20 protein-coding genes are annotated in these 25626 nt (G+C 42.7%); 3 read left to right on the top strand and 17 right to left on the bottom strand.

Annotation, left to right across the window (positions count from 1 at the left end; translation table 11 throughout):
• Positions 1-19: 19 nt before the first annotated feature.
• From JMX18_RS09675 to JMX18_RS09615, 13 genes are all read right to left on the bottom strand, one after another.
• Positions 20-817, bottom strand: coding sequence for an arylesterase (locus tag JMX18_RS09675; protein WP_201587275.1), 798 nt, complete (start codon positions 815-817; stop codon positions 20-22).
• Between the two features lie 63 nt (positions 818-880).
• The gene (locus JMX18_RS09670) at positions 881-1918 is read right to left on the bottom strand and encodes an alpha/beta hydrolase (protein ID WP_201587274.1); all 1038 of its coding nucleotides are present in this window, start codon (positions 1916-1918) and stop codon (positions 881-883) included.
• A gap of 1 nt (position 1919) precedes the next feature.
• Positions 1920-3176, bottom strand: a complete 1257-nt coding sequence (locus JMX18_RS09665) for an MFS transporter (RefSeq protein WP_201587273.1) — start codon at positions 3174-3176, stop codon at positions 1920-1922.
• 318 nt (positions 3177-3494) lie between these two features.
• On the bottom strand, positions 3495-3740 hold the full coding sequence (gene nqrM, locus JMX18_RS09660) for a (Na+)-NQR maturation NqrM (RefSeq protein ID WP_201587272.1): 246 nt from the start codon (positions 3738-3740) through the stop codon (positions 3495-3497).
• Between the two features lie 164 nt (positions 3741-3904).
• Entirely contained in the window at positions 3905-5407 is a 1503-nt protein-coding gene (nhaD, locus tag JMX18_RS09655) for a sodium:proton antiporter NhaD (RefSeq protein ID WP_201587271.1), read from the bottom strand.
• Between the two features lie 153 nt (positions 5408-5560).
• Positions 5561-6640 carry an FAD:protein FMN transferase gene (locus JMX18_RS09650; RefSeq protein ID WP_227674623.1) on the bottom strand — a complete coding sequence of 360 codons (1080 nt, stop codon included), beginning with the start codon at positions 6638-6640 and terminating at the stop codon, positions 5561-5563.
• A 192-nt stretch (positions 6641-6832) separates the two neighbouring features.
• The gene (locus JMX18_RS09645; RefSeq protein ID WP_201587259.1) at positions 6833-7633 is read right to left on the bottom strand and encodes an SDR family NAD(P)-dependent oxidoreductase; all 801 of its coding nucleotides are present in this window, start codon (positions 7631-7633) and stop codon (positions 6833-6835) included.
• Between the two features lie 184 nt (positions 7634-7817).
• Complete coding sequence (nqrF, locus tag JMX18_RS09640) at positions 7818-9053, bottom strand: NADH:ubiquinone reductase (Na(+)-transporting) subunit F (RefSeq protein WP_201587253.1); 1236 nt, start codon at positions 9051-9053, stop codon at positions 7818-7820.
• Between the two features lie 87 nt (positions 9054-9140).
• Entirely contained in the window at positions 9141-9749 is a 609-nt protein-coding gene (gene nqrE, locus JMX18_RS09635) for an NADH:ubiquinone reductase (Na(+)-transporting) subunit E (RefSeq protein WP_201587252.1), read from the bottom strand.
• Entirely contained in the window at positions 9749-10420 is a 672-nt protein-coding gene (locus JMX18_RS09630) for an NADH:ubiquinone reductase (Na(+)-transporting) subunit D (protein WP_201587251.1), read from the bottom strand. Before JMX18_RS09630 ends, nqrE begins: the two co-directional genes overlap by 1 nt.
• A gap of 1 nt (position 10421) precedes the next feature.
• Complete coding sequence (locus JMX18_RS09625; RefSeq protein WP_201587249.1) at positions 10422-11330, bottom strand: Na(+)-translocating NADH-quinone reductase subunit C; 909 nt, start codon at positions 11328-11330, stop codon at positions 10422-10424.
• A complete protein-coding gene (locus JMX18_RS09620) occupies positions 11311-12546 on the bottom strand; it encodes an NADH:ubiquinone reductase (Na(+)-transporting) subunit B (protein WP_201587247.1) in 1236 nt (411 codons plus the stop codon). The genes JMX18_RS09625 and JMX18_RS09620 overlap by 20 nt, the downstream gene beginning before the upstream one ends.
• Positions 12547-12551: 5 nt before the next feature.
• Complete coding sequence (locus tag JMX18_RS09615) at positions 12552-13901, bottom strand: Na(+)-translocating NADH-quinone reductase subunit A (RefSeq protein WP_201587245.1); 1350 nt, start codon at positions 13899-13901, stop codon at positions 12552-12554.
• 884 nt (positions 13902-14785) lie between these two features.
• Here JMX18_RS09615 and hisA point away from each other — a divergent pair.
• The 3 genes from hisA to JMX18_RS09600 all read left to right on the top strand — a co-directional run bounded on the left by hisA (position 14786) and on the right by JMX18_RS09600 (position 17696).
• Positions 14786-15526, top strand: coding sequence for a 1-(5-phosphoribosyl)-5-[(5-phosphoribosylamino)methylideneamino]imidazole-4-carboxamide isomerase (gene hisA, locus JMX18_RS09610; protein WP_201587243.1), 741 nt, complete (start codon positions 14786-14788; stop codon positions 15524-15526).
• A gap of 78 nt (positions 15527-15604) precedes the next feature.
• Positions 15605-17317 (top strand): mechanosensitive ion channel family protein, encoded by a 1713-nt coding sequence (locus tag JMX18_RS09605; RefSeq protein WP_201587233.1) that lies wholly within the window; start codon positions 15605-15607, stop codon positions 17315-17317.
• 88 nt (positions 17318-17405) lie between these two features.
• Positions 17406-17696, top strand: a complete 291-nt coding sequence (locus JMX18_RS09600) for a hypothetical protein (RefSeq protein ID WP_201587230.1) — start codon at positions 17406-17408, stop codon at positions 17694-17696.
• A 119-nt stretch (positions 17697-17815) separates the two neighbouring features.
• On the opposite strand, the gene rnr is transcribed toward JMX18_RS09600, so the two are convergent.
• The 4 genes from rnr to thrS all read right to left on the bottom strand — a co-directional run bounded on the left by rnr (position 17816) and on the right by thrS (position 24479).
• Positions 17816-20095, bottom strand: coding sequence for a ribonuclease R (gene rnr, locus JMX18_RS09595; RefSeq protein ID WP_201587228.1), 2280 nt, complete (start codon positions 20093-20095; stop codon positions 17816-17818).
• 144 nt (positions 20096-20239) lie between these two features.
• A complete protein-coding gene (locus tag JMX18_RS09590) occupies positions 20240-21484 on the bottom strand; it encodes a toxic anion resistance protein (RefSeq protein WP_201587226.1) in 1245 nt (414 codons plus the stop codon).
• Between the two features lie 533 nt (positions 21485-22017).
• On the bottom strand, positions 22018-22521 hold the full coding sequence (gene infC / locus JMX18_RS09585) for a translation initiation factor IF-3 (RefSeq protein ID WP_201587224.1): 504 nt from the start codon (positions 22519-22521) through the stop codon (positions 22018-22020).
• A 23-nt stretch (positions 22522-22544) separates the two neighbouring features.
• A complete protein-coding gene (gene thrS / locus JMX18_RS09580; protein WP_201587223.1) occupies positions 22545-24479 on the bottom strand; it encodes a threonine--tRNA ligase in 1935 nt (644 codons plus the stop codon).
• Between the last annotated feature and the right edge of the window lie 1147 nt (positions 24480-25626).

The raw sequence follows: 25626 nt of genomic DNA, 5'->3' as shown, positions 1-25626 counted from the left end.
TCTTTTAATGGCGATGATTTCAATTAGGCTCACTTACTACCATTTTCTCAAGCTCAGGTTGTAGCACCGGTAAGATATTATTATTTACGATAATGGTATAGCCTTCTTTGGTTGGATGAATGGCATCAGCTTGGTTGAGGTCAGCAATACCGCCCACGCCCTCCAAGAAAAAGGGAATCATTGGCACATCCATATCTTCAGCGATACGGGGATAGATGTCTGAGAATGACCTGACGTATTCGTCGCCCAAATTGTCATAAATTTGCATGCCGCCTAAGATAACTTCGCTACCATTATCTTGTAGGTGCTTCACAGCGGTACGGATATTTTCCTCAACGGTTGCCACATCGAGACCGCGCATAGCATCATTAGCGCCAATCGTTAATATAGTGATATCAGGCTCAGTTTGCGTCACCCAGTCCAGACGATTGACAAGACCGGTGCTAGTCTCACCGCTAAGCCCTGAATTGACCACATCGACATTGACGTAGCCCAGCTTCTTTAATTGGGCTTCTAATTGCGCTGGGTAATTACCGTCACGCTCAACGCCTAAGCCTTCGGTGAGGGAGTCGCCAAGCGCTAGAATGGTAATAGGCTGCTCGATAATTTCTATGTCGCCTTGTTCAGCCACAGATACATGTGAAACTTGATTGGCAGCCTCTGTTTGCGGCACCTCTAATATAGGGTCATTAGCATCAGCGTCATTATCAGCAGCTGGACTACAGGCGATTAGCGCTAAGCTGGCCAGTAGCGCTAAGCTGATATTTTTTGCTACTAGTAATTTGGCTGCAGCCGCTTTTATCAAAGGTTGTGACATAGAGGTTCCGTTATATAGTAATTAACATTATTTACTTTAACAAATTTGATAGCAGTTGGCTGTTTAAGCTTGGTTGTTCAAAAACTCAGCTATAGCCTCATAAGTTTGCTGGCAGATGTCAGGATTGAGATTTTCCATATTCAGATAAGCATGAATGACTTGCTCATAAGTGATGTGCTGGGTATTAACCCCTGCTTCAGTAAGTTTATTAGCATAGGTGGCGCCTTCATCATATAAGGGATCAATTGCTGCATTGATGATAAGCGCAGGTGGCTGATCCTTAAGCTCATTTGGGGTAGCAAATAGGGCAGATTTGGCTTTTCTGTTCTCATTGTTTTGAAAGTACTGGTCAAAATACCAGCTGATGCGCTGGCGACTAAGCAGATAGCCATCGCCATATTTCTCGATAGAAGGACCGCTCATAGTAAAGTCAACGCTGGGGTAGATCAGTACTTGGGCGCTGATTTTATCTATTACATCTGAATCTTTTACTCTAGGATCACGTAGCAGATTAGTCACCAAAGCCCCGCCATGACTATCGCCTGCCACGACAATATTAGTAGGGCTGATTTGCTGGCGGGCGAGCAATTTGGGTAACCCAAGTAAAGCGCTGCAAGCATCGTTTTGGCCGCAAGGATAAGGATTTTCTGGTGCAAGGCGATATTCTGGGGCAATGACAATATGCCCGGTATGTTTTGCCAAACGGCATAAAATCTGATGATAAACAGCGACGCTACCCGCCGTCCCGCCACCACCATGAAAATACAGCATTATGGGTAAAGAGGTGGGCTCAGGTTGGTCAGTATAGGCTGGCAAGCTGGGATAAAAAAGGCGCACTGGTACATCATAAACATCGCTAGTTGACGCCTCACACTCGATGATGTCATCCACTATTAAAGGGACATCCACTTTTTCAGTGAGCAAGTTATGAGTTAGATTTGCCAAACCCTCTCTAGCATTGATCGCATTAGCAATACTGCCCGTTTGGATAAAAGCTGGCAATATTTGATAATTCAATACATTTAGATAATGAGTTATCTCAGGCAATAAATCAGCTTGATTTTGCGTCTCTGCTGGTTTTTGTTTGCTAGAGTTAGTCATTTTAAGCCCTCTTGCCATCAACCATAACTGGACGACTGACCATCCATGCAATAACGACATTTATAATCATTAAGATAAGCGTTATTAATAAGGGCAAGTCCCAATTTCCGGTCGCTTCATGCAGCCAGCCAGTACCTAGTGGACCGAAAAAGGCCAGCAAATAACCAACCGCTTGAGCCATCCCGGACAGCTCGCTTGCCTGATTGGTGGTGTAAGTCCGTAATGAGAATAGCATCATACTTAGGGTAAAAATTGCTGAACAGCCAGCGCCCATCATGCCTGACCACAGCCACGCCAAATCAGCGGAAAGGTAACTTAATCCTAAAACCCCAATAACGTTAAGAATCGCTGCAAAGACAGCTAGCGCTTGAATAGGTCGACCACGATTGACTAACCAAGTTAAACTTAATATAGCTAGTGGTGCCATAAACTGAAACACTGAGCCCATCTGTCCAGCGGCTACGGGACTCAAGCCTTTACTCACCCAAATAGAAGGCAGAAAACTAGCGACAGTATAATAAAGCAAAGACTGGATACCCATAAATATCGCAATCTGCCAAGCAAAAGGCGTACGCCACATAGAGATATCTGAATCACCTAGCGTAGCAAGTGGCACGGCTTGATGGCTTGATGAGCCTAAACGCAAGCGTAAAAATATCCAAATAATAATGGCAAAAAACCCCAATAGTGACCAACCCCCTAATGCCCATTGCCAACCGACATGCTCGGATAATGGCAGTACCACCCCAGCGACAATCCCTGCGCTCACCGTCATAGTAAGACTAAATAGGCCAGTGATTAGTGGAATATGATGGGGCGTACGCTGCTTGATGACCGGAGCTGCTAAAGTATTGGCAAAACCAATAGCTAAAGTCAGCATCACCGTACCACTCAAAAACCCTATCCAAGTCGGCACCACCACCCGTACGACCATCCCTAACGTGAGCAGGATTATCATCGTAATCAAAGTGTTTTCAAGTCCATAGCGCTTACCAATAGCTGGAGAGATTAACGCTCCTATAGCAAAGGTCAGCATAGGTATGGCGCCAAGCCAACCAATTTGAGTTTCAGAGATATTTAAAGCGTTTTGAACTACTGGCGCAATAGAGCCAAGTGCCACAATAGGCGCACGCATATTGGTTGCCAACAAAATCATCGCGCACAGTACCAACCAAAAAGTAAATTTTGCAGAAGGTAGCTTAGCAGGTTGCGAATTAGTAAGGTTCGGCGTAGATGATAAGTTGGAATCAGTAGACATAGCAGCACGACAATAAAAATGAGAAAAGAAACCAGTCACTATTTAAGCGCTAATAAAAGCGCATAAAGATGGTGACACCAAAAACTATCACTAAATGAGTAAGGTGCACAAGACAGAAAGATCATCATATTCAGCTTATCTATAAGCGTGGTGGCAGCAAATAACCTGAGTATGATCTATCAAGAAAAGCTCTAGAGAAAATTGCATAGTACAATTTAAAAATAGCGCCAGTCGCTTTTAAGAATTAAAAGGACTTGACGCTATTATAAGAATAGATGATAGGCAAATGCTATCAGCCTATGGTAACGAGCATGATATTTATACTGACTTACCTAATTGAGCTGCTTTGAGTGCATTGGCTCGTGATTCAGACCCTTGTGATTCACATTTGTTAGGGTCATCGCCACAAAACGAGCAGTACTCATCGCCCATCAGTTTGGCCACACCACCGCATGAGCCTTTGAGCGGCTGTTTCTTGAACATATAACCAATGCCCATCAATAAAAAGAACAACACAAAGACGGTAAAGGTAATAGCAAGCATAGGGAGTAATTGACTAAGCATGGGGGAAACCTCGCTTTATCCAGCCGGTAGTTACTGGTAATAATTGACAACTAAATACCATAACTGCCGGCTATAATTAATTTATAGTCTTATTCTACCATAGTTAGCCAATTGAGATAATATATAGCAAAACAACAACGATACAGTATCTACATAACATTGCTCTACATAACGTGAATAGCAATGTAAGTAGCTGCACCCGCTAAATAACCGATAAGGGCTAGGCCACTGATATGCTTGAGATACCACATAAAGGAGATTTTCTCCATACCCATAGCCGCAACCCCAGCCGCTGAACCGATAATTAAGCAGCTACCACCAACGCCGGCGCAGTAAGCCAAGAAATGCCAAAAGGCACCATCTTGTAAAAACATGCTTTGGCGTGCCAGCTCATCACCAGTGAGTCCTGCCATAGCAGAATCGGTAAGTAGAGGATACATTTTCATTGCACCAGCTACTAGAGGCACGTTATCTACCAATGATGACAGCAAGCCAATAAATACGTTGATAACATATAGGTTGCCAAAAGTATTATCCAGCCATGTTGCCATATCTATCAAGTGTCCAGCAGTCGCTAGTGCTGATACCGCTAGGAGGATACCTAAGAAGAACAAAATACTCGACATATCGACTCGAGTAAGTACTCCAACAACGGTCATCTGCTGCTTAACATGCCACTGGTCATGACGATGTACCAGCTCGGTAAATACCCAAAGTACACCTACACCGAACAAGATACCCATATAAGGAGGTAGATTGGTTAGAGTTTTAAATACCGGTACAAATGCTAGTGCACCTAAACCTAAGGCTAAAATACTAATACGCATTCTAGGCGTCACGGCATCAAGTGGGTTTGCCGTAGCTGCGCCATTGGTTCCATTTGAGTAGGCATCAAAAGTCTGAGTTTGAGCGCCCTCTGCTCCCTGCATTGCCATCGCAGAAGCCCCAGTATATTCACCAAGATAGTTGACGTTAGAGGATTCAACGGCTGCTTTAGGAGGCTGAGGTCTACGTACGGTTTGACCTTTAAACATAAAGGTTAGTATTAGTAGAGGTACAACTGCAGCAATTAAGCTCGGTACAATCAAATCAACAATGATATTACTGGCAGTAATTTGATTACCAATCCACAGCATGGTGGTGGTGACGTCACCAATGGGCGACCACGCACCACCTGCGTTAGCACAGACGACAACCGTACCTACGAACCACAAGCGTAGCTGTTTGTCTGCTACCAGTTTGCGTAATAACGAAACCATGACAATAGTGGTGGTAAGGTTGTCTAGTAGTGCGGAGAAAAAGAAAGTAAGCGCGCCGATTGTCCATAGCAAGGTCACCGCATTGGTCGTATGGATACGGTTGGTAATAGCCGCAAAGCCATCATGCGCATCAACCAATTCAACGATAACCATAGCACCCATTAAGAAAAACAGAATCTCTGCAATCTCCGACAAATGATGTCGCAGCTCAGTATTCAGTAGGGCAGTGGCATTGAGGCCATCGGTGAGTTGATTGGCAAGCAAGGTCTCAGATCCAATGACCAGCAAGGTCCAAACTATAACTGCTGTTAACAGAGCTGAGGCGGCCTTATCGACGTGAATGTTATGCTCAAGTGCGATAGCAATATAGCCCAAGACAAACGTTATCGCCATCAATGTATAAATCATCTCATATCCTTAGTGCAAGCACATTTCGATAACAGTATTCTAAAACGTCATATTGTAAGCCTTTTACAATAATTAAGACAGCCAGTAAGGTGACTGTAAGAGTGAGTCGTAAGCTATTCAACAGACCCTGATAACTCTTGTCATTATCATCGCTTAAGACTTTTTGTCGGCTCGCAAGTTTTGCATTGCTGAGGTCTGTACTACTTGCCAATGGTCTATACCGTTTTCTTTGGCGTTTTCAATATCAGCAGGCTTTATCCCATCCGCTAGTACTACAAATAATGCAGCTATATCATGCTCTTTAGCTAGGGTTAATGCTTTTTCATAAGGTAAGGCGGTTAAGGCAGTCGCCCAAGCATCGGCGAGAGCGACTGAGTCAGCGGCAACGGTCACCGAAGGTGCGCCGCCCACAATAGGCTCACCAGTGGTTGGGTCGATAGTATGGCTATAGTGTTTACCATCAAATATTACTGAATTGCGATAATTACCTGAGGTCGCCAAATACATTTTATTAGCGTTATTAATAGGTTGGCGGATACCGGTGATGGTCTGACGCTCGCTGACGGTACTGCCCTCAATAGGAGCGTCAATGGCAATTTGCCAGGGTTGCTGCTGACTATTAACCCCGGAGGTAGCAATCTCCCCGCCAATCTCTACCATATAATTGCGAATTTGATAATCATCCCTTAGAACATCAGCAATGACATCGACGCCATAACCTTTAGCTACCGCTGAAAAATCCAGTCCGACGCCATTTTTAGTTTTATAGATAGTATTATCATCTTGTATTACACTCTCAAAATCGACTAAGGCTTTTGCTTGAGCAATCTCCGCCGGAGTAGGTGGGCTTTGCAAACGCTCAACGGTCATGGTGCTACCAAAGCCCCAAGTGTCAATGAGTGGCATAACAGTGGGATCAAACGCTCCACCTGATTGCTCATAAACTTGACGCGAGATAGCCAGCACATGGTCAAAGTCGGCATCAATAATAATCGGTTGATTTTTAGCAAGTTTATTAAACTTGGAAATAGTAGAGTCATCTTGATAAGTGGACATGCTATCGTTGATGTCTTGCAGGCGTGAATCTATAGCAGCTTGTATAGCGCTTTCATCGGCGCCTTCTGGCAGTTTATAGCTGATATGGTAGCTGGTACCCATAGTCTCGCCACTCAAGTAGTCGTACTCAGGTGGCTGCTGGCAGGCACTAAGACTCAAAAGGGCAGTGGCAGCCATAATAGGCACTATGCTCCCTAAAACAGGGTTGTTATAGGTTTTGAGGCAAAAGGAATGAATTAATTTTGTCATAAGATTTTTGGTATAGCGTAGGGTTAAAGGGAGAAAATAACAGTGACCCATTCTACACCCCTTAGCCCTAGTAACTCCAATAATCATGGTAATAAGCTAGATACGACCTGATGATTAAGCTTATTTTACTTGGGATTTACGGATGAGCTTATACAGTCTTGGCGGTGATACTCGATTAATTGTTGCGGCCATTTTTTCTTTAGTACCGGCGGCAATAATATATTCTTCACCTTTTATTAAGGCTTGGCTAACCTGTTTAGCAAAGGCGCTAGCGGTCAACCCTTTATTGGTCGCCTCATCCATGGTGCCTTGCGCACTACCATCTCCGGTCAAGGCATTGATAGAGATATTGGTTTGGATGAATCCTGGGAAAACCGTTGCTACTGCTATCCCTTGATCATGTAATTCAGCTCGTAGACTGTTAGCCCACATGTGAATAGCGGCTTTAGCTGCGCTATAAGCGCCCCGATACTGCGTACCTAATAAGCCAGCAACGCTCGATACCATGACTATCTTGCCGCCGCCTTGACTAATCATATCGGGTAATACCAGTCTGGTCAGACGAGTTTGCGCAAAGTAATCTATCTCCATTATTTGGCGTTCAACTTCCTCAGTAGTGTCCATAATCAGTGAGCGCTGGCTGACACCAGCATTGTTAATCAGCCAATCTATTTTTCCTGCTTGAGATTTGGCAGTTTGATAGGCCTGTTCTGTTTGTGCAGCATTACTGATATCGAAAGGCACTACGATATGCTTGTTGGATTTTTTGCAACGCTTTTTGACAGCCTCTAACTTATCCTTATCTCGACCACTTAGGATAATTGTGGCGCCTTTTTTGGCAAAGGCGACCGATAATGCTTCGCCAAGACCACTTGAAGCACCTGTTATCCAAATCGTTAAATCTTTTACTTTAGTTTGCATGGGATTCCTTTCCTTTAATAATAAAACGGTTAACATTTAAACCATGATGATAGTAAAAATATACGGGTTGTACTAAATCTAGCTCATAAAAAAAGAGCCTCAATTGAGACTCTTAATTTATCATATATTAACGAAGTTATCGTATTTGCTTCAGACTTAGTTGAGCAATTACGCTTAACAAAGCTTAACCACCAAAGTCATCAAGCATAATGTTTTCGTCTTCAACCCCTAGGCTGTGCAACATGTCGATCACCGCCGCGTTCATCATCGGTGGCCCACACATGTAGTATTCACAATCCTCTGGGTTGGGATGGTCTTTGAGGTAATTCTCTAGTAGCACATTATGAATAAAGCCAGTCGGACCTTCCCAGTTATCTTCTGGTAGGGGGTCAGATAGGGCTACATGCCACTCAAAGTTATCAAATTCTTCTTCGAGTTGGTCATAATCTTCAACGTAGAACATCTCACGAATAGAGCGCGCACCGTACCAAAAGCTAATCTTACGATCTGAGTTTAGACGCTTGAGCTGGTCAAAGATGTGCGAGCGCATAGGTGCCATACCGGCACCACCGCCGACGAATATCATCTCTGCATCGGTGTCTTTGGCAAAGAACTCACCATAAGGACCTGATACCGTGACTTTATCGCCAGGTTTTAGATTGAACGTCCATGACGACATCTGACCCGGTGGTATGCCTTTAGGACCGCGCGGTGGCGGTGTAGCAATACGAATATTAAACTTGATTAGACCTTTTTCTTCTGGGTAGTTAGCCATCGAATAAGCACGAATGACTTCCTCGTCTACTTTTGAGACCAGATCAAATAAACCGAAGGTTTCCCAATCTTCACGATACTCTTCAGGGATATCGAAGTCTTTATAGTGTACTTCATGCGGCGGCGCTTCTAACTGTACATAACCACCGGCGCGGAAGTTAACTGCTTCACCCTCTGGAATCTTGAGCACCAATTCTTTAATAAAGGTAGCAACGTTCTCGTTAGAGATAACTTCACATTCCCATTTTTGTACATCAAAGAATTCAGGATCAATCTCAATTTCCATATCCTGTTTAACTGCAACCTGACAGGCAAGACGCATATTGTCGCGGATCTCACCTTGAGTAAAATGACCTTCTTCGGTAGGTAAAATAGAACCACCGCCTTCAATCACTTTACAAGTACACTGACCACAAGTACCACCGCCGCCACATGCTGAAGATAAGAATATACCTTCACTAGCAAGGGTCTGTAGCAGTTTACCGCCCGCTGGCGTCACCACATCATTTTCAGGATCTTCATTAATACGAATAGTGACGTCACCCGAGCTGACTAATCTTGAGCGTGCTGCCAAAATAATGGCAACTAAGCTCATGATAATCACGGTAAACATAGCAACGCCGCCAATCGCCGTAGCATAATCCATGATAGTTATCCTTAATCTATGGGGTAGGGGTGCGCGGCAAAATTTTGCACTTTTTCGAACCCCTACCAGATAAATGAATTAAATAGCTTAAATTGACATACCACCGAACGACATAAAGCCAAGCGACATTAGACCAACGGTAATAAAGGTAATTCCAAGACCACGTAGAGGTGCTGGAATATCTGAGTATTTAAGCTTTTCACGAATACCAGCCAAAGCGGTAATAGCGATTGCCCAACCAAAGCCTGCACCAACACCATATACCACAGACTCACCAAAGTTATAGTCACGTTCAACCATAAATAGTACACCGCCCAAAATAGCACAGTTAACGGTAATCAGTGGCAAGAACACCCCAAGGGCGTTATATAGAGCCGGAACAAACTTATCCAAAAACATCTCTAAAATCTGTACCGTAGCAGCGATTAAAGCAATGTAACTTAGTAAACCTAAGAAGCTTAAATCGATATCAGGGAACCCTGCCCAAGCCAGCGCACCATCTTTTAGAATGAACTGAAATAGTAAGTTGTTTAATGGAACCGTGATGCCCATCACAACCACAACAGCAACCCCAAGTCCAATAGCGGTTGAGACCTTTTTGGATACGGCTAAAAAGGTACACATACCCAAGAAATAGGCCAAGGCCATGTTCTCGATAAAGACTGAGGTAATAAATAAACTAATATAATGTCCCATTAGTGACCGCCTCCATGTGCCATACCTTTAGACTGGGGCTTCATGACGAAGTCAGCTTCTTCCACCTGTTCAGGTTTCCAAATACGGATAATGGCAATAAACAAACCGATGATAAAGAACGCTGAAGGTGGCAATAATAATAGACCATTTGGTAGATACCAACCACCGTCAGTAACCGGCTGTAATATCGTAAGACCAAGCCAAGTGCCTGAACCAAAGATTTCACGAATAGTGGCTACGAATAGCAGCACTGCTGAATAGCCAAGACCGTTACCAATACCATCTAAAAAGCTTGGAACCGGTGGATTGCTCATAGCGAATGCTTCAGCACGTCCCATAACGATACAGTTGGTAATAATCAAACCAACGAATACCGATAGCCCTTTACTCACATCGTAAGCGACCGCTTTTAGGATCTGATCGACCAAGATAACCAAGGAAGCAATAATCGTCATCTGTACAATAATACGAATACTAGATGGAATTCTGTTACGGATGATAGAAATAAAGAAGCTTGAAAATGCCGTTACTAAGGTTAGTGCCACACACATGACCAACGCATTGGACACGGTAGTGGTTACCGCTAATGCTGAACAGATACCTAGGATCTGTAGCGCAATAGGGTTATTATCAAAGATTGGCGAGGTTAAAATAGTTTTAGTGTCAGCCATGTTATGCCTCCTTGCCGTTTGCTGGGGTTACACTGGCAGCCAGCTCGGTTACGGGATTTGTCTGGTTTGTATCCTGCATTTGACGGGCTTGGGTAGCTGTATCTTCAACGCTTGCACCGTTTTGTTCACGCAAAGCATCTAGATAAGGCTTATAACCTTGATCGCCTAACCAAAACTGAATCATGTTACTGACACCGCGGCCAGTCAATGTAGCGCCGCTAATACCGTCGACCCAATTCTCTTTAGGATTACCCGCTTTGGTAACACCGGTAGCGACATTGCCGTTTTCGTCATACGACTCGATGCCTGTCCATTTTGCACGCCACTCTGGCTCTTCGATACGAGCACCCAAACCTGGGGTTTCTTTATGCTCATAAAAGCTAATACCTTTGATGGTATTCATATCGCTCTCAAGCGTTAAGAAGCCATAGATAGTGCCCCATAGACCATAGCCTTGAATGGGTAGTACCACCATTTCAGGTTGACCGGCATCATCGTTTTTGACATAGACTTTAGCGTATTTAGGTTTACGGCCAATACCTGCAGGATCGTTATTGCCTAAATCTTCGCTAAGCGCCTGATTTTTAGTGGCTTGGCTAGTATCGTAAGCGTTTCGATCGGGGATGCCAACCGCTTTTAGAGCGTCGTCATCTAAGTAGCTGCCTTTGGTCATGTCGACGATTTCAACTTCAAAATCTTTGAAACGTTCTACCACATCTTCAGGAGTATCTGAATCAGGGTTATACATGCCGGCGGCAACTAAAATGTTTTTATTACGGTCAATTCTAGCGTTTTCGACTTGGGCTGGTTTTAGACCAACCGCTACCGCTGAGACCAATACGGAACACACCAAGCATAGCGTCAACGCTACACTAATGGTGGTCATATTATTACTTTTGGGTTTGGACATAGCGAACCCTCCGTGCTGTTTGGCGTTTGATATTTGCTTGGGTGACAAAATAGTCAAACAATGGGGCAAATAAGTTGGCAAATAGAATGGCGAGCATAATACCTTCTGGGAAGGCTGGGTTGACCACACGAATCAAGACGGTCATAAAGCCAATCAAGATACCATAAGCCCAGCGACCTTTATTAGTATGTGCAGCTGAAACCGGATCAGTAGCCATAAAGACAGTACCGAAAGCGAAGCCACCGATAACTAAGTGCCAGTAAAATGGCAAGCTCATCATCAAGTTATCTTCAGAGCCAATCATATTGAATACGAGTGAGGTGATGATCAGACCAATTACACAACCGGCCATAATGCGCCAAGAAGCGATACGTGACCATAATAAGAACACCGCCCCGATCAAAATAGCGAGCGTTGATACTTCACCGACACTGCCTTGGATATTACCAAAGAAAGCATCGCCCCAAGTAATGGCTTGACCATAAACGTCGACGAACTTATCTGGTGTCACGCCCAGCGCTGCCAGACCAAGCGGCGTTGCTCCTGAGAACCCATCTACCGCTGTCCAGACCGAATCGCCAGACATATAAGCCGGATAAGCAAAGTATAGGAATGCTCGACCCGATAGGGCAGGGTTCAAGAAGTTTTTACCTGTACCGCCGAAGACTTCCTTGGCTACAACTACCCCAAAGATAATACCGAGAGCCACTTGCCATAAAGGAATATCAGGCGGCATAATCAGCGCATACAGTATCGAAGTCACAAAGAAACCTTCGTTCACTTCATGCCCACGGACGACGGCAAATATAATCTCACATAAGATACCTACAGCGAACGTCACTATATATATGGGCAAAAACTGCATGGCCCCGTAGACGAAGCTAGCCCAAATACTATCAGGGTTGTAACCTACCATACTGGTAATGATAGTGCGCCACCCTTCAGGCTGTAGTCCAAGCTGGGTAATGGCAGTGAGCGCTTGATGACCGACGTTGTACATACCCCAAAACATAGCTGGGAAAGTACAAAGCCAAACGGTAATCATAATACGCTTAAGGTCAACACCGTCACGCACATGCGATGAGGTAAATGTTGCTGAGCCCGGTTGACGAAAGAAAGTGTCAAACATCTCAAAAACGGCGTAATATTTCTCGTGTTTGCCACCCTTGGTAAAGGACGGCTCCATACGATCGAATATGTTGTGAATAAATTTCATCGTGGTTAGCCCTCCAGCTCAATGCGCGTCAAGTTATCACGCAAAATATCGCTGTATTCATATTTACCAGGAGAGACGAAAGTGCATAATGCTAAATCTTCTTCGTCCAGCTCAAGTACCCCAAGATCTACTGCCGTAAGAATATCTTCGACAATCAATGCCCTTAATAGTTGCGTAGGCAAATAGTCCTGCGGCATAACGTCTTCATAAACTCCAATAGGTACCATCGCTCGAGGTGAGCCGTTAGTACTAGTGGTGAAGTTATACTTTTTCTTAAAGAACTGCGAGATATAGATCGGCAGTTTAGAAAAGCGGTTCATACCAGGGCTAAAGAAATGAAAGGCTGGACGCTCGTAGCCTTCAGGCAAGGAGCTGACTTGATCATGAAAGCGTCCAAGATAGGACACATTAGTAAATAACTTACGACCAGAAAGTACTGAGCCTGAAATGATCCGATTATCACCTTCAATTAGCTCGCCTTTAGTTAATGCCGTAATCTCTGCGCCGCGTTCAGTGGCGACTAGGTGAGGCTTTTTGACTGAAGGGCCCGCTAAGCTCAATAGACGACGGGTATATAGACGACCAGTAGTAAATAGCTTACCAATGGCAATCACATCTTGATAGCCAATCGTCCAAACCGTTACACCGCGGCTAATAGGATGCAAAAAGTGAATATGCGTTCCTGCCAAACCTGCTGGATGCTTGCCGGCAAAAGTATGATACTCAGTCACATTATCAGCTGCGGTATGCGGCGCTGGCGATAGATTAGCATCAGCATGATGACAAACAAAGGTCTTAGGGCTGAGTGTAGATAAGACGGTGATGCCATCATTGAACGCTTGCAATTGTTCGTTGATTAGCAGCATCGGGTCAAACGCTAGCGGATTGGTGTCCATAGCGGTGACAAAGATAGCGTGCGGACGAGAGCCTAGATCTGGAGAGCGGCTATAAGGGCGGGTGCGAAACGCCGTCCATTCACCCGAAGCAACCAATTGGTTTTCAACCGCTTCAGAGTCTAAGTCAGCAAGTTGCTGGGAGTCGTAGCGCTGAAACTCTACTTCTTCACCATTGGGGTCAACCGCAATCACAAGGCTTTCAAAAACACGCCGTTCGCCACGGTTAATAGCGATAACTTTACCAGCAGCAGGGGCAGTATAAATAACGCCAACTCGTTTTTTATCCTCAAAAACGGGCTGGCCTTTTGCTACGATGTCACCTTCTTTGACATTCATTGTAGGTTTCATGCCTACATAATCGTAGCCAACAATTGCCACCTGTGCGGGTCTGTGTTCTGATATCTCGCGGGAGGGCTCACCGGCGATGGGCAAATCCAAACCTTTTTTAATGGTAATCATAAGCGAAAACTTAGTCCATAGTCCAAAACGATACCAGACGTCCTGTTGGTATAACGGCAGTTTTACTATTAACGATAATAAAAAGCGCTCAGTCCCAAAATAGAGTCTCAGACATCAGTAGCATGTTTACTATTGATGACGGCAATGGGATTAAGTACCTTGAAAAATACGCTTAAGCTTGACTGCTAATAAAAATATCAACGCTGACCTTAGACTCCTTAACAACACGTTAATACTTTACTCGAATTACCAAAGTGGCGACCGGCTACCTAGATTTATGATAGATATAACCTTTTTATAATAGTTAAAACTGCTCCTGATTTAAGTGCAAACCAGCAACGTTCAGTAGTATAAAAAAGTTTTATCATACTTTTATAACCATACAAACTTATGGTGGCAGTATTGTCTAATTAAGACTATCTTAAAATAGCGCTTAAAGCAGATGATCTAATGATTAAACCCATAGAAAACTGTCACAACATAAGTTAGGAATGAACCGATGTTAGTTTATCATTAGCTTTTACTACTCTACAAAAAATATAAGTGGTAAAAACTAATGCACAAGGCTTCATTCCTAGAAACAAGTACAAATATATCTAGGATTATACGCTAAATTGACCTAAAATTGCCAGCCAGTAATTGAATCCATTTAAAGTCAGCCTTATCCAAGCCAACCAAACTTATGGTTATACTTATAATTATAAACGGCCCATTTTAAGACTAGCAGCGTTGTGAGATAATCAAAACTATTATTCATATTTTGATAGACTTTATAGCTGAAGCTATTTTCTTTTATAGCAATCGATATTATTTTATTTTTTACTTTCTAACCCTACCCGACTATTATTAATGCTATTAGCGTTATTTTTTATAAGGAATATAGTATGTGCGCTGCGCCTGTAATTATACCAGCCATTGATCTGAAAGATGGCAAATGTGTGCGTCTGAAACAAGGACGTATGGAAGATGATACCGTCTTCTCCGATGATCCTGTTGCTATGGCAGCCCGCTGGGTCAATGAAGGCGCTCGCCGGCTACATTTGGTAGATTTGAATGGCGCATTTGATGGGGTCCCTGTGCATAAACGTGTGGTACATGATATTGCTAAAGCCTATCCCAAGTTACCAATCCAGCTAGGCGGCGGTGTGCGCAACATGCAAACGATTGAGCAATACATCACTGCGGGTCTCACTTACATTATTATCGGCACCAAAGCCGTTGAAGACCCTAAATTCGTTGCAGAAGCCTGCCGCGAGTTTGCCGGTCACATCATCGTTGGTATCGACGCCAAAGACGGTATGGTAGCTACCCATGGTTGGGCAAATGTTACAGATACCAAAGCGACCGAGCTTGCCAAACGTTTTGCTGATGTCGGGGTCTCCTCTATCGTTTATACCGATATTGCCCGTGATGGCATGATGGAAGGGGTCAATGTTGAACAGACAGTAAATCTGGCACGAGAAGGGGGTTTGCCCGTTATTGCTTCTGGCGGCGTCACTGATATGCAAGATATCGAACTGCTAAAGCCTTACGGCGATTGCCTAGAAGGAATTATTACGGGACGTGCCATCTATGAAGGTACGCTAGATCTTGGTGAAGCTCAGAGTTATTTAGATCTTAAATAGCTTAAATGATTTAAGTCACTTAGATAATCGGCTTAAAGCAGCAAGCCACTAAGAGTAACCTCTATATAAAGGATGACTATGAGTGCATATTTTGATCGTTTAGTACCTAGACGGCTACTGGTATCCGGTCAAATACTGCTGTTAAGTCTTAGTTACAGTCTACCGATATCTGCTGCTATAGAGTTGCCCGATGGTGCAGGTCTATTGGTTGATCCTAGCACAGCAACGGTTGTACAAAGAGCTGGCACTGACGGCGATAGTAGCGAGAATAGTACGGCTATTGGTACCGAAGCTGGCGATTCAGAAGTTGCTGACTCTGATATTAATGTTAAAAAAACTAAAGAGGAGCGCGGACTGGTAACCACCGGTCCTACCGTTCCCACTATCTCTACGCCAGCCGTCAGTAGCGAAGAGAGTGGCAACTCCCAAATTGAGACCAAACCAACGCTGCAAAAAGATAACGATATCCGTCAACGTATCAGCGGTATTTTCTCTGAGATCGAAGGTCTGGAGATGATCAATATTAGTGTGACTCAGGGCGTAGTCACCCTAACAGGTGAGACTCCCAATGAGAAAAAAGCGCAACAAGCTATTAATTTAACCAATCGATTGACGGATGTGGTCACCGTTGAGGATAAGATTAATAGAACCCTTGATGTACAGGATAACGTCTCAACGGTCTACCAAGGTTTAAAGAACCAATTTAAAAGTTTGCTGAAAGCTATACCCTTATTATTGGTGGGGTTGGTGGTTTTTGGTATTGTGGCTTGGTTTGGTAGTTGGTTATCCAATCGCCAAAGAGTTTGGCAACGCTTGACGCCCAATCCATTTGTCGCTGAGCTTTTGGCGCAGACTATCAAGGTTATATTTATCACCTTTGGCTTGATATTAGCGCTCAGTCTCATAGGGGCGGAGACGGTTCTAGGTACGCTACTTGGCGGTGCTGGGGTAATAGGTATTGCGGTTGGTTTTGCAGTAAAAGATACCATTGAGAACTATATTGCCTCCTTGATGCTCAGTATTCGTCAGCCCTTTCGTGCACGCGATCATATTGTCATAAACGATAAAGAAGGCATTGTGGTACGCCTGACTTCACGGGCGACTATTTTAATGACCCTAGATGGTGATCAGCTAAGAATTCCTAATGCTGAGGTCTTTAAAGGCACAATTCTAAATTATACTAAAAACCCTGAGCGTCGCTTTACTTTTGAGCTGGGTGTTGATGCCAATGATGATCCTTTAGCAGCTATAAAAGTAGGCATTGATGCCATTCATACTTTAGACTTTGTTTTAGACGAGCCCAAAGCTATTGCTGTCATTAGCAACGTTGGTGATTCTAATATTATTCTTGAGTTTCAGGTATGGGTCAATCAGTCAGACACCGATTATTATAAAGCCCGTAGTATTGCCATTCGAGAGACTAAGCATGCCTTAGAGAATGAGGGCTTTAGCTTGCCAGAACCTATCTATCGTTTACGTTTCAATGAAAAGTTAGAAAAAGCTTTTGAACATATACAAAAACAAGAAGGGATAGCTAAAGAGGCTGCGGAAATGACCGTAACCCCTACTAGACCTGAAGAAACTGACAAAAAGCCTAGTGATGAAACCAGACCTGAGGATGAAGAGAAAAGAAGAGCAAAAGCACGTGCTAAGTATATTTTGCAGGGTCGTAATGCAGATGAAGTACTTGACGCTCGTCCTAACGCCAAGCTTATGGAAAAAGTCGAGCAAGAAATTGCAGAAGGCTCAGATGAAACGGATTTATTAGATGAAAACAGTCCGCAAGAGTAGTGCGTATTAATAGTGGTAATATTCAGGCATAAATAATGCAGTAAATCGTATATGAGTTCATTAAACATAAATATACGAGACATGAGTTATGCAGTTAAAACATCTGATTGTATTTGCACTAATTAGTATGGTGCTACTTATCGGCTTTAATATCGTTAATAGCAGTCGTCATGAGCAAAATAGAGCTCTGATAGCTAATGGTAGCTTAATAGTTGAGACGCCGCTCGATGCGGAAGCCAATAAGGCTAGCAGTGCTGATGCTAGCAGCCAATCTTTGGGGGAGCAGCCTAAAGCCATTATCGATGAGGCGACCATTCAGGTAAATCAAGTACAGCAAGCTGAGAGTCAACGATTAGAACAAATCAAAAATGATCAGTAGGTTATTGTTATTGAGTACTATTAGAACTAACGGATATAAAAAGGGGGCCAAAGATATCTTTAGCCCCCTTTTATTCTAGTCACTGTCATTCATAACTAAACATTTATAGCGAATCAAGCTTAACTCTTTTTGCTACTGTTTTGGTTGTTATTTTTGCTCTTGCTGTTTTTAGTACTTTTGCCATTAGAGCTAGAACGACTCTTTTTCTTAGTTTGATTCATCTGACTGGCTTTTAGTTTGTCGGTCAAATCAAAATCAATTTGTAGCAAGTCCATATTAACACCAGCGACTTTGACTTTTACCAAATCACCAAGCCCAAACAAGGTGCCTTTGTCTTTGCCAATAAGCTGCTGCTGCTGCTCATCATAAACAAAGTAGTCATCACCAACATTGGAGATGTGTACCAAGCCATCAATATATAAATCAGTCAGGGTGACAAATAATCCAAAGCTAGTTACTGTGGTGACCACACCTTCAAACTCTTCACCCACATGATCTTTCATATAATGACACTTGAGCCATGACTCGACATAGCGGGAAGCTTTTTCAGCTCGGCGCTCAGTATCTGAGGTTTGTGTACCAGCGTCTTCTAGCGAGAAGTCCATGACCGGTTGCTTACTATTGGTCACTTCTGCCTTAATCGCCCGATGTAGCATTAAGTCAGGATAACGACGAATGGGCGAAGTAAAGTGACTATATTCGTCATAGGCTAAACCAAAGTGCCCAATATTGTCAGGAGAGTAGTTCGCCTGCATCATTGAACGTAATAGCATACTGTGAATACTAATGGCATCGGGTCTATCTTTGGTAGCTTCGATAATGCGCTGATAGTCTGCTTGCGTTGGGCTCTCTTCTGGGAAAGATAAACCAAAGTTTTTCGCATATTCATGAATACGCATTGATTTTTCGTTATCAGGCTTATCATGATTACGATAAAGAACCGGCAGCTCTTTTTTCAGGGCAAAGTTCGCAGCACAGGTATTGGCGAGCAACATACACTCTTCAATAAGTTTATGCGCATCGCCGCGAGTACGAGGAACGATAGCGGCAATACCGCCTTTTTCATTAAACTTAATATAAGTCTCGACGGTTTCAAACTCCATCGCATGACGTTCTTCACGCTTTTTAACCAGTAAATCAAATAGCTGATGTAGAGTATCAATAGACTTTTTAACGTCTTTATTACCGGTTAATGATTTCGGTACACTCTTATCTTTTGGATTATCAAAATAACTATTTACTTGATTATAAGTTAAGCGAGCCTGTGAATGGATAACTGCTGGATAAAAGTCGTAGCCCGTTACATTACCGGCGCGTGATACTTTTATATCAGCAACCATACAAAGGCGGTTAACATCAGGATTTAATGAGCATAAACCGTTTGATAGTACCTCAGGTAACATCGGAATGACTCGATGAGGAAAGTATACTGAAGTACCACGCTCAAAAGCGTCCTGATCAAGCGGAGAATTTGGAGTCACATAATGACTGACATCGGCAATAGCTACTACTACTCGGTAGTTACCACCAGAACGTTTTTCAGCGAACACCGCATCATCAAAGTCGCGTGCATCTTCGCCATCGATAGTCACTAAAGGCAGGTCGCGTAGATCAGTACGACCTTTTAGATCCTTTTCAGTAGGCTCTTCATAAGCATTGGCTTGCTTTAAAGCGGCTTCACTAAATTCAGATGGAATATCATAATTGAGTAAAGTGGTTTCAATAATCAATTCACGATCATTTTCATCATCGAGTACTTCAGTAATTTTACCCGTAGCAAATTCATGCTGATTGGGCCAGTCAATGATATCAACCTTGACCGCATCACCTTTATTAGCGTTCAGTGCTTGCACATTATCATCAGTCACGGTGATCGGTTGGTGATTATTCGGGCTACTAAGCTCGACATTATAGCCTTCTTCATCACGAGCTAAAGTACCAATAAACTGATTTTGTTGACGCTCGACGATATCAACGATGCGGCCTTCGGTGCGGCCACGACTATCTATCGAGGTGCCGACGGCATCAACCTTATCACCGTTGAATACCCAGCGCATTTGCTTTTCATGCAAAAATAGATCTGGCATATCAGCCAAGACCACAAAGCCAAAGCCCTTGGCATGAGCAGCGACTATGCCAGTGACCACATCTTGTTGGGTCACTGCGCGAAAGCGAGAAGGACGTCCTTCACGATTAACTTGTCCATCTCGTACCATGGCTTTTAGGCGGTTAGCTAACGCTTCAAGCTGATCTGAATCATCAATATCAAAAGCTTTTGCTAACTGTTGATGTGTCGCATCACCAAACTCAGTAATCGTGCGCAATATTAGCTCACGACTAGGGATGGGATTGACATATCTCTGTGCTTCACTCGAAGCGTTTGGATCATTCCAACTCATAAAATACCGTATCTGTTTTTAAAATTATTAATAGTAGACATCTTAACACGAACCACGAGGCATAACACGAGTGACATTGCAATAACTTATAGCACTCGTATTAACTCTCTGTATTTAGCGTTATTTTAATCAATAACGCCGCAGTTAAATGTCGATATCAGTGTTACTAGATTTATCGGCTATCTTTTTGCTGTCCAGCTCTTTTGAGACTTCCAAAACAGTCGTTTGATTCGATTTATCTAGATATTTTTGCGCTTTATCAACTTCAGTCGTCAAAGTGTTGACGGTTTGCTTCATATTTTCCAGCGCTTCAATTTTATAATTACTAATCATATCCATGGTGTCATAGACGTTATTAAAGGCGTTTTGTAATTTATCAAGCTCAATAGTACTACTGGTTGCTTGCTCATGAATCTCGCCTGATTGACGTTTTAGCATCTCTGAGGTTGATTCAATAAGGCTGCTGGTGGTTTTATTGAGCGCAGTAATTTGATCGAGCACCAGCTTTTGATTGGTCATCGCTTGAGCAACGACCACCGCCGTGCGTAGTGCCGAAACAGTGGTAGTGGTGGCTCGATCTACCCCTTTAATCAGCTCTAAGTTATTTTTGCGAATGGTATCAAGTGCTAAATAACCTTGCACGTTCACTGCTAATTGGGTCAAAAAGTCAGTATTCTTTTGACGCACATAAAACAACATCTCTTCTTTTATAATACGTGCCTTTTCAGGATCGGTGGCTTCTAGAGCATAAATTTTTTGCTCAAGCTCTTCATCAATCTTTTTGCCCACATAGATATACTGGCGAATAGACTGCATAAGCTCCCACATATTGACTTTTTCTTGCTCAATCATAGCATTGTCTTTGAGCAGCTCATCTTTACCATTATATAGGCTAGTCACTACGGCATTAATATGCGACTGTGCGGACTCATACTGACGAAAGTAGTCTTGTACCTTATTACCAAAAGGAATCAAACCAAACAACTTACGTGAGCTGGTCAGCTGTTTTTTACTGGGATCCAAATCCTCTACAATACCGCGCAGCTCAGTCAATGATTTAGCAATAGGCGAGTTATCAAACAAGCTATCATTAAGACTTTTAGCCGGTAGCTCTAGCATGCGATTAGAAACCTGTGCCGATTCACGGATTTCTTTAGAGCCCAAATTATGAATAGACTGCACATTTTGCTGAAACTCAGGGCTATGTACTGAATTGGTCAGTACATGATCGACAAAAGCATCTACTTTAGCGTCAAGCTCTGGAATCTGACTTTCATCCAACTTGACCATTTGATCCGCCTCACTTCTCTCTACCTCTTTTACAGGCTCAGGCGGCGTTAGAGAGATACTAGGAGTTGAGGCATTTTCAGGTGGAGTCAATTCTTGCATGAAATTTCCTATAATAACCAAATGAGAATAAATTTAGCGATAGTATAATTAAAGTAGGGTAATAAATTAGAGTAATTATCGTTTTAGGGTGCCAGTATCATAAATGTATATAGGGCTATCTAATAGCTAAAATGGACATAAATATACCTAGATAAATTACTTTAAGTGGCTGATTGCAGCTGAGTCTTTAGATTAACGCTTAATGAGAGGATGATGAAGGCTGGTTTTGTAAAATATGTTGGGTAAATATAGTACGTATGCTACAGCCTTTACAGCTCTAACTCTCGAATCTTTAACTCAAACCCTTAAAATGTACTTTTGTATTCATAGAGGTTGGGTATTTCGAGGGCAAATATTAAAAACTTGTCAAAGAAACTAGATTTGAGAAATAAAGAAGGAAGAGATTTTATAAGCTTATAGTAAAAGACCATCAATATCCCGCAGCATATTGATGGTCAAAAAGCTTAGATATATAAATAGTATTAGCTTATAGCTACTGAGTCACAACGGCCTACTAACCGTAAGCTATGTGACTATTTTTTCTTAGTAGGTCCTAATAGCATACCCATTTGTCGACCTTCCATTTTTGGAGGCTGTTCGACGTTTGAGATATCAGCGGTATCTTCGATAATACGCTCGAGCTGTTTACGACCAAGTTCTTGGTGTGCCATCTCGCGACCACGGAAGCGAATACTGATTTTAACTTTATCCTGATCTTCTAAGAAGCTGACAATCTTACGCAGTTTCACTTGATAATCTGCTTCATCAGTACTAGGACGCAGTTTCATCTCTTTAAGCTGGGTCTGCTTTTGATTCTTTTTAGCCTCTTTCGCCTTTTGCTTTTGATCATAGAGATAATGTTTATAATCCATGACCTTACATACTGGCGGTTTGGCATCAGGAACCAATTCAACCAAATCTAGGTTTTCATCACGAGCCGCTTTCATCGCGGTATCGATATCAACCACGCCCATCTGTTCGCCATCTTCTTTGACCAGACGGACTTCTTTAGCACTGATATCTTCGTTGATGTTCAAACGGTTTGACTGTTTAATAGGTATTACTCCTCATCTATTTTTTGTTTTTGTCGGCCTTTATCGCTGACAGCTTGCTGTACTAATTTAATAAATTCAGGGACAGACATAACGCCAAGGTTTTCACCTTCACGGGTACGGACGTTAACGCTACCTGACTCAACTTCTTTATCCCCCAATACTAGCATATAGGGAATACGTTCTAATGTTTTCTCTCGTATCTTAAATCCAATTTTTTCGTTACGCAAGTCACTAATAGCACGCAAACCTGCATTTTTGAGCTCATTGACGACATTTTTGCAAGCATCACTCTGTTTATCAGTGATATTCATGACCGCTACTTGCTTGGGAGCGAGCCATACTGGCATCCATCCGGCATAGTTTTCGATCAGAATACCGATAAAACGCTCAAACGAACCTAGGATTGCTCGGTGTAGCATAATAGGAGTTTCGCGCTCCCCTTGCTCATTGACGAATTCAGCATCCAAACGCTCAGGCATATTAGGATCAACCTGGATAGTACCGCACTGCCAAACTCGTCCTAAGCTATCTTTTAGACTAAATTCAATCTTTGGACCATAGAATGCGCCTTCACCCGGCAGATATTCCCAATCAAGTCCTGAGCTATCTAGAGCATCAGCTAAGGCTTTTTCAGCGAAGTCCCATGATTCGTCGCTACCAACACGCTTTTCTGGACGGGTTGAGAGTTTCATAATGATGTTTTTAAAGCCAAAGTCTTCATATACCGCCAAAGTTAGCTTAATAAATTCTGCTACTTCTTGCTGAATCTGCGCTGGTGTACAAAAGATATGCGCATCATCCTGAGTAAAACCACGTACGCGCATCAACCCATGTAGAGAGCCTGAAGGCTCATTACGGTGACATGAACCAAATTCTGCCATACGTAAAGGTAATTCACGATAAGATTTTAAGCCCTGATTGAATACTTGCACATGGCAAGGACAGTTCATTGGTTTTACCGCATAATCACGGTTTTCGCTAGAAGTAGTAAACATATTGGTCGCATAGTTACCCCAGTGACCTGAGCGCTCCCACAGGCTACGATCAACGATTTGTGGCGTTCTAATCTCTTCATAGCCATTATCGTATTGTACCTTACGCATATACTGCTCGAGTACTTGATAAATCGTCCAACCATTAGCGTGCCAAAACACCATGCCCGGCGCTTGCTCTTGCATATGAAACAGATCAAGCGCTTTACCAATTTTACGATGATCACGTTTTTCGGCTTCTTCAATACGTTGAATATAGGCTTTTAGATCTTTTTTGTCTGCCCATGCGGTACCATAAATACGTTGAAGTTGCTCGTTTTTGGCATCACCGCGCCAATAGGCACCAGACATTTTAGTCAGTTTAAATACTTTTAAGAAACGGGTGTTTGGTACGTGCGGCCCGCGGCACATATCGACGTATTCTTGATGATGATATAGACCAAAGGCTTCTTCACCCGGCATATCGTTGATAAGCTTGAGCTTATAGTCTTCACCGCGCTCTTCAAAGATTTTAATGACTTCATCACGAGGTGTTATTTTCTTTATGACGTCATAGTCCTGCTTTATCAACGCCATCATACGCTTTTCGATCTTTTCCATATGCTCAGGCGTAAATGGCGTTTCGCTATAAATATCATAATAAAAGCCATCTTCGATCACCGGACCAATGACCATTTTGACATCAGGATAGAGCTGCTTGACCGCATGACCTAGTAAATGAGCACAAGAGTGGCGAATAATATCAACGCCATCTTGGTCTCTCGGGGTAACAATTTCCACTTTAGCATCGGTAGTAATAGGGTCAGAGGCATCAACCAACTGACCATCTACGCGTCCAGCGACCGTCGCTTTAGCAAGACCCGGACCGATACTTTGTGCCACTTCCATAACCGTAGTTTGGCCTTCAAACTCTTTTACGCTACCATCGGGTAAAGTAATTGCTACCATAATCTATTCACCTTTTTGGGTCCGTTGGCAGTGATGATTGCAACCATCAATCATATGACCGTAAGACCACATCAATTATATTCACCAATCGTGAAATGTTTGTTATATCGACATTACCCATCACGCTAACCCTTTATAAGGGCAGTTGTTACTTAAAACCAATAGCGTCTAATACATCTATTATAAGTAAAACCAACTAATCATAAGCGCAGCGCTGTCCTTTAAGTACGTTTAACTGACAATGCAAGCGAGTAGTGCCATAAAAGCAACTACTATAGCAAAAAACCTCTAAAAACACTAGATAGCGAGGGATGAAGGGTAAGGCGTAATCTCTTTTACATTACGCTGAGGAGTGAAGTTATTATCCACTAATCACAGCTTCATATCGCTTATAGTGGTACACCGTTATCTATAGACCATCTATATAATATAGCTCTCATCTAATAATGATAAAAATGGATGGGAATAAATGAATGAAAGGTGTATCGGCTACTTAAGTAGGATTTTTATAAAATGGTACTACTAATGGTGTTACTATATAGGTATCTCTCCAGTAGATATCAATACTCTACTGCTAAAATTAGCTAAGCTACTACTCTATGTAGAGTGCTATATAGAATAGAATCAAAAAAGAGGGTAAAGAGTAGCGCAAAAAATAGAGCCAAAATGAAGAAGCCTAATGATATGAGTAGAGAAGGTAAGCCTGCACACGTCAAAGCCATCATGGTAGAGAACAGGGCTGAACAAACTACTATATAGTAGCAACTAATAACAACGGGCTTTGAGTAGTAAAGGTTGGTATAGCTAACCCCTTGAAAACACGCAACAAATCAGAACAGCTTATATAAATTCAAAATAAACCCCAATAACCGCTTGACGCCCAATTAAAACCACGTATAATGCCACCCAGTCGAGAGGGAAGGCGGTATGGAAAGTGGTTTTACCACTGACTAATTATTAAATAGCGAAGCTATTGATAACCAGCCACAGTTTGAGTTCAAATCTTTTAAGATAAAAACTTTCAAACTAACTTAAAATACTTCTTGACTTCATAAATAAAGCGTCTATAATACGCACCTCATTAAGGGATAGGACGAGATACAGGCTAACATTATTAGCCAAATCAACTTCTTAACTTACTGAAACA

It is taken from the genome of Psychrobacter jeotgali (genome assembly GCF_904846315.1).
GTDB classification, from domain to species: domain Bacteria; phylum Pseudomonadota; class Gammaproteobacteria; order Pseudomonadales; family Moraxellaceae; genus Psychrobacter; species Psychrobacter jeotgali.
This window is presented reverse-complemented; position numbering and strand designations above follow the sequence as displayed.